This is a genomic window from Endozoicomonas sp. SESOKO1 (assembly GCF_024606265.1).
Taxonomy (GTDB): domain Bacteria; phylum Pseudomonadota; class Gammaproteobacteria; order Pseudomonadales; family Endozoicomonadaceae; genus Endozoicomonas.
In genome coordinates this window covers 1-3,644 of sequence record NZ_JAHHPP010000021.1, presented here as the reverse complement: position 1 = coordinate 3,644, position 3,644 = coordinate 1, and the positions used below count along the sequence as shown (strand labels likewise).

The following is a 3,644-nucleotide window of genomic DNA, read 5'->3' as shown; positions in this document are numbered from 1 at the left end:
ACCTTGAATGGAGTTCAGCTGATCGTTTTCAAAAAACAGCGTGACCGTCTTTTGCTCGCGACTTTTTCCACCGGGTTGCTGGCTGTAGACATAATCCCAGCGATTGCTGTTAAAGGTATCCTCCAATAAGGGAGTACCCATAACATATTGCACTTGGGCACGGGTCATACCAGGACGAAGTTGGTCAACCATTCCCCGGGTAATGACATTTCCCTGCTGAATATCAATTTTATAGGCACCGGGGAAACTGATAAGCTTGGAACCACTGTCCGTGGAGCTGGCGCACCCAGTCAGCAGGGTTGTTAAGAAAATGGCTGGGAAAAGTGCGCCGACCAGGGCGATCGTGGTTTTTTGCATCGGTTTCAGACTTCCACTATCTTGCTCAAAAATGACTGGCAGCCTGCTCGCAGAGCAAAATGTAAAAGCTGCACGAAAATGTGATAATAGCAGGATTATCTTGTAAAGGGTTAGGGAAACGTGTTGGAAAATCAAGAGTTGCGCAAAGCAGGACTTAAAGTCACCCTTCCTCGAGTGAAGATTCTGCAGATCCTTGAAGGCGCCGAAGACAAGCATATGTCGGCGGAAGATGTCTACAAGGCTCTGCTGGAAGCGGAAGAGGATGTGGGTCTGGCAACAGTCTACCGGGTATTGACCCAGTTTGAGAGTGCCGGCCTGGTGGTTCGCCATAACTTTGATGGCGGTCACTCCGTGTTTGAACTCGCCCGCGGGGAGCACCACGACCATATGGTTTGCATGGAAAGCGGAGACGTTATCGAGTTCATCGACGAAATCATTGAGAAACGTCAGTACGCTATTGCTGAAAAGCATGGTTTTGAAATCGTGGATCACAACCTGGTTATCTATGTACGTCCAAAAAAGAAAAAGAAAACAGCAGAATAAGAAGACAAGAATTAGCCAGACTTTCTAACCTGTGAGATCACTGGCTCCCCTCAGCCGCTACCGGCAGGGGATAGGCCACACTTTGCTTTTTCTTTAATTGGTTAGCAAGACCTATCAGAACGGGGGGAACAGTATTGGTTCACTCACCAGCCTCTTGATGTTTGTTACAGACCAGACAGGTAAGCATGGCTCAACCTCAAAGACTCAACCAACAGTAAAACGATGGAACTAATAAAATAAAAAAATGTCCAATATAAGACTAAAAATCAACCGGATTCAAACAAATGGAAATTAGAGCCAAAATTGGACAACTTGTCCGCTTAAGAGCCGGAGGCCCGGTACTTTGTGTTACGTACGAATACCCAATGGCTGATGGATCTTACAGCTATACCTGCCAGTGGTTCGAGGATGACACACTCAGGGATTACACCTTTCCAATCGTAGCCCTTGAACCTGTGGAAGGTGAGTTTGAAGCTGTTATCAAAGAGCAGTCCAGCACCAACGAATTTGAAGAAGTAGAGCCAGAAGTTGAGGTAGTGGCAGAATCAGAAATAATGACAGCACCAGAAGTAGAGACAGAATCAGAAGTAGAGGCAGAAGCCAAAAACCACGATACTGACAAAAAATATCACTAAGGATTTCAGAATATGGAAATGAGAGCAAAAATCGGGCAACTTGTCCGCTTAAGAGCCGGAGGACCGGTACTTTGTGTTACCCATGAATACCCGATGGAAGATGGCTCTTACAGTTATTGTTGCGAGTGGTTCGCACATCAAAAACTCAAACACTCAACCTTCCCAATCGTTGCTCTTGAGCCTGTTGAGGGTGAGTTTGAAGCTGAGTTTGAAGCTGATATTGAGGTTCAGGTCGGCACCGAAGAAGAATTAGAAGCTGAAGCCGATGTTGAAGCTGAATCTGATGCAGATTCAGGAACCAAAGAGCGCAAGCGTGGTAAAAACTATCACTAACCCTTTATTTATAGTGACCGCACCTGTGCCTGAAACAGCATTTCCTGGGCATGGTTTAATGTTGGTGCGGTCAACTCAACACCACCGAGCATTCGGGCAATTTCGTGAATTCGATGCTCACCATCCAGCTTGAGAATACGGGTACTTGACGTTTTTCGACTGACTTTTTTACTGACGTGAAGATGCTGATGCGCCCTGGAGGCCACTTGCGGCTGATGGGTAACACACAACACCTGCCCGCTTTTACCCACTTCTCTCAACATACTGCCCACAATCTCGGCAGTGCCGCCACCAATACCCACATCGACCTCATCAAACACCAGCGTTGGTGTTGACGCGGTTTGCGCAATAATCACCTGAATGGCCAGGCTGATACGGGAAAGCTCACCACCGGAAGCCACTTTACCCAGAGGGCGCGGAGACTGCCCCGGATTGGTGGTCACCAGAAACTCAATGGCTTCAAAGCCCTGGGAAGCAACCGTGCGGTCAGGGATTTTTGTCAGCTCGACACAGAATTTACCTTTGGGCATGCCCAGCAAGGCGATCCGTTCAGACACCTGTTTTTCCAGTCTCCGGGCAGCGGCCCTGCGCCTGGCAGACAGTTTTTCTGCTAACTGGTTGTGCTTTTTCTGCAGTTGTTCCAGAGAAAGTTCCAGGCCGGCTACCTGCTCATCATGACACTGAACTTTTTCCAGCTCTTCGCTGATCTGTTGCTGTTTTTCCAGCAACGCTTCTGGCTGGACACGGTGTTTTCGGGCCAGTTCAAAAATAGCGCTGAGCCGGTCTTCGATTTCACGGGCTCTTTGTGGATCGGCATCAAAGTGATCGATAAAATGATTCAGCTCGCCAACCGCTTCTTCTACCTGAATCTGGGCGGATGACAGCATCTCCAGGGCGTTATTGATGGCCGCATGTTCAATCTGCAGTTCACTGAGGCGGTGCTGGCAGAAAGAGAGCTGCTGCAGCAAATTATCACCCTCATCACTGGTACAAACCTGGGTGACCTGATGGCAGGCCGACAAGGTGGCACCGGCCTGGGACTGCTGGCGATGCTCCTGCTCCAATTGCTCAACTTCGCCGGACTGAAGGTTTAACTGCTCCAGCTCATGCAACTGATAACTCAGCAGCTGGACCCGCTCTTCCCGGTCCTGCTGGTCGGACAATAATGTGTGCAATTGCTCAAGGGTGTGACGGTAGTCCGCGGCAACACCCGACACCTCCCGGGACAGCGCCAGCGAGCCGGAAAACTCATCCAGCAGTTCGGCGTGATTACTCTTTTTCAGTAATGATTGGTGGGCATGCTGGCTGTGAATATCGATCAACAGCTCCCCCAGCCCTTTCAACTCGGCAAGGGTGACCGGAATACCATTGATATAACCACGGGAGCGGCCTTCACGGGTGACAACCCGGCGCAGAATACATTCGGTCGCCGATGATTCGGAACCGCCAGCATGCTCACCGTCATAATCCCGCTTCTGTAACCACTCTCTGGCGGCAGGAATGCGCTGAAGGTCAAAACAGGCACGGATATCGGCCCGATCAGCGCCATCGCGCACACAGTCGCTGTCCGCCCGGCCTCCCAGGGCCAGCCCAAGGGCATCCAGCATAATGGATTTACCGGCACCGGTTTCCCCGGTGATGGCGGTCATTCCGGGATTGATGTCCAGGTTCAGGTGGTCAACGATGGCATAGTTGCTGATGGAGATTTGGTTCAGCATGGCAGATCTCACGTCCCAATTGCATACCGGGTTACTGTTTATTTATACAGTATACTTA

General features: G+C 50.0%; 5 protein-coding genes. 3 read left to right on the top strand and 2 right to left on the bottom strand.

Features of this window, described 5'->3' with window-relative positions; all coding sequences use genetic code 11:
• Positions 1-357, bottom strand: a 357-nt coding sequence (locus tag KDK13_RS01555) for an outer membrane protein assembly factor BamE (protein WP_257283009.1), incomplete at its 3' end; no start/stop codon positions are given.
• A gap of 120 nt (positions 358-477) precedes the next feature.
• On the opposite strand from KDK13_RS01555, the gene fur reads away from it, so the two are divergent.
• The 3 genes from fur (at position 478) to KDK13_RS01540 (ending at position 1,868) form a co-directional block, all read left to right on the top strand.
• Entirely contained in the window at positions 478-900 is a 423-nt protein-coding gene (gene fur, locus KDK13_RS01550; protein WP_373692195.1) for a ferric iron uptake transcriptional regulator, read from the top strand.
• A gap of 284 nt (positions 901-1,184) precedes the next feature.
• Entirely contained in the window at positions 1,185-1,535 is a 351-nt protein-coding gene (locus KDK13_RS01545; RefSeq protein WP_257283007.1) for a YodC family protein, read from the top strand.
• A 12-nt stretch (positions 1,536-1,547) separates the two neighbouring features.
• Positions 1,548-1,868, top strand: a complete 321-nt coding sequence (locus KDK13_RS01540) for a DUF2158 domain-containing protein (RefSeq protein WP_257283004.1) — start codon at positions 1,548-1,550, stop codon at positions 1,866-1,868.
• An 8-nt stretch (positions 1,869-1,876) separates the two neighbouring features.
• On the opposite strand, the gene recN is transcribed toward KDK13_RS01540, so the two are convergent.
• The gene (gene recN, locus KDK13_RS01535) at positions 1,877-3,586 is read right to left on the bottom strand and encodes a DNA repair protein RecN (RefSeq protein WP_257283001.1); all 1,710 of its coding nucleotides are present in this window, start codon (positions 3,584-3,586) and stop codon (positions 1,877-1,879) included.
• Positions 3,587-3,644: the final 58 nt, after the last annotated feature.

Bases quoted from the DNA above. Each gene is read 5' to 3' on its own strand.
- KDK13_RS01545 (WP_257283007.1), top strand. From the start codon at position 1,185: ATGGAAATTAGAGCCAAAATTGGACAACTTGTCCGCTTAAGAGCCGGA.
- recN (WP_257283001.1), bottom strand. From the start codon at position 3,586: ATGCTGAACCAAATCTCCATCAGCAACTATGCCATCGTTGACCACCTG.
- KDK13_RS01540 (WP_257283004.1), top strand. From the start codon at position 1,548: ATGGAAATGAGAGCAAAAATCGGGCAACTTGTCCGCTTAAGAGCCGGA.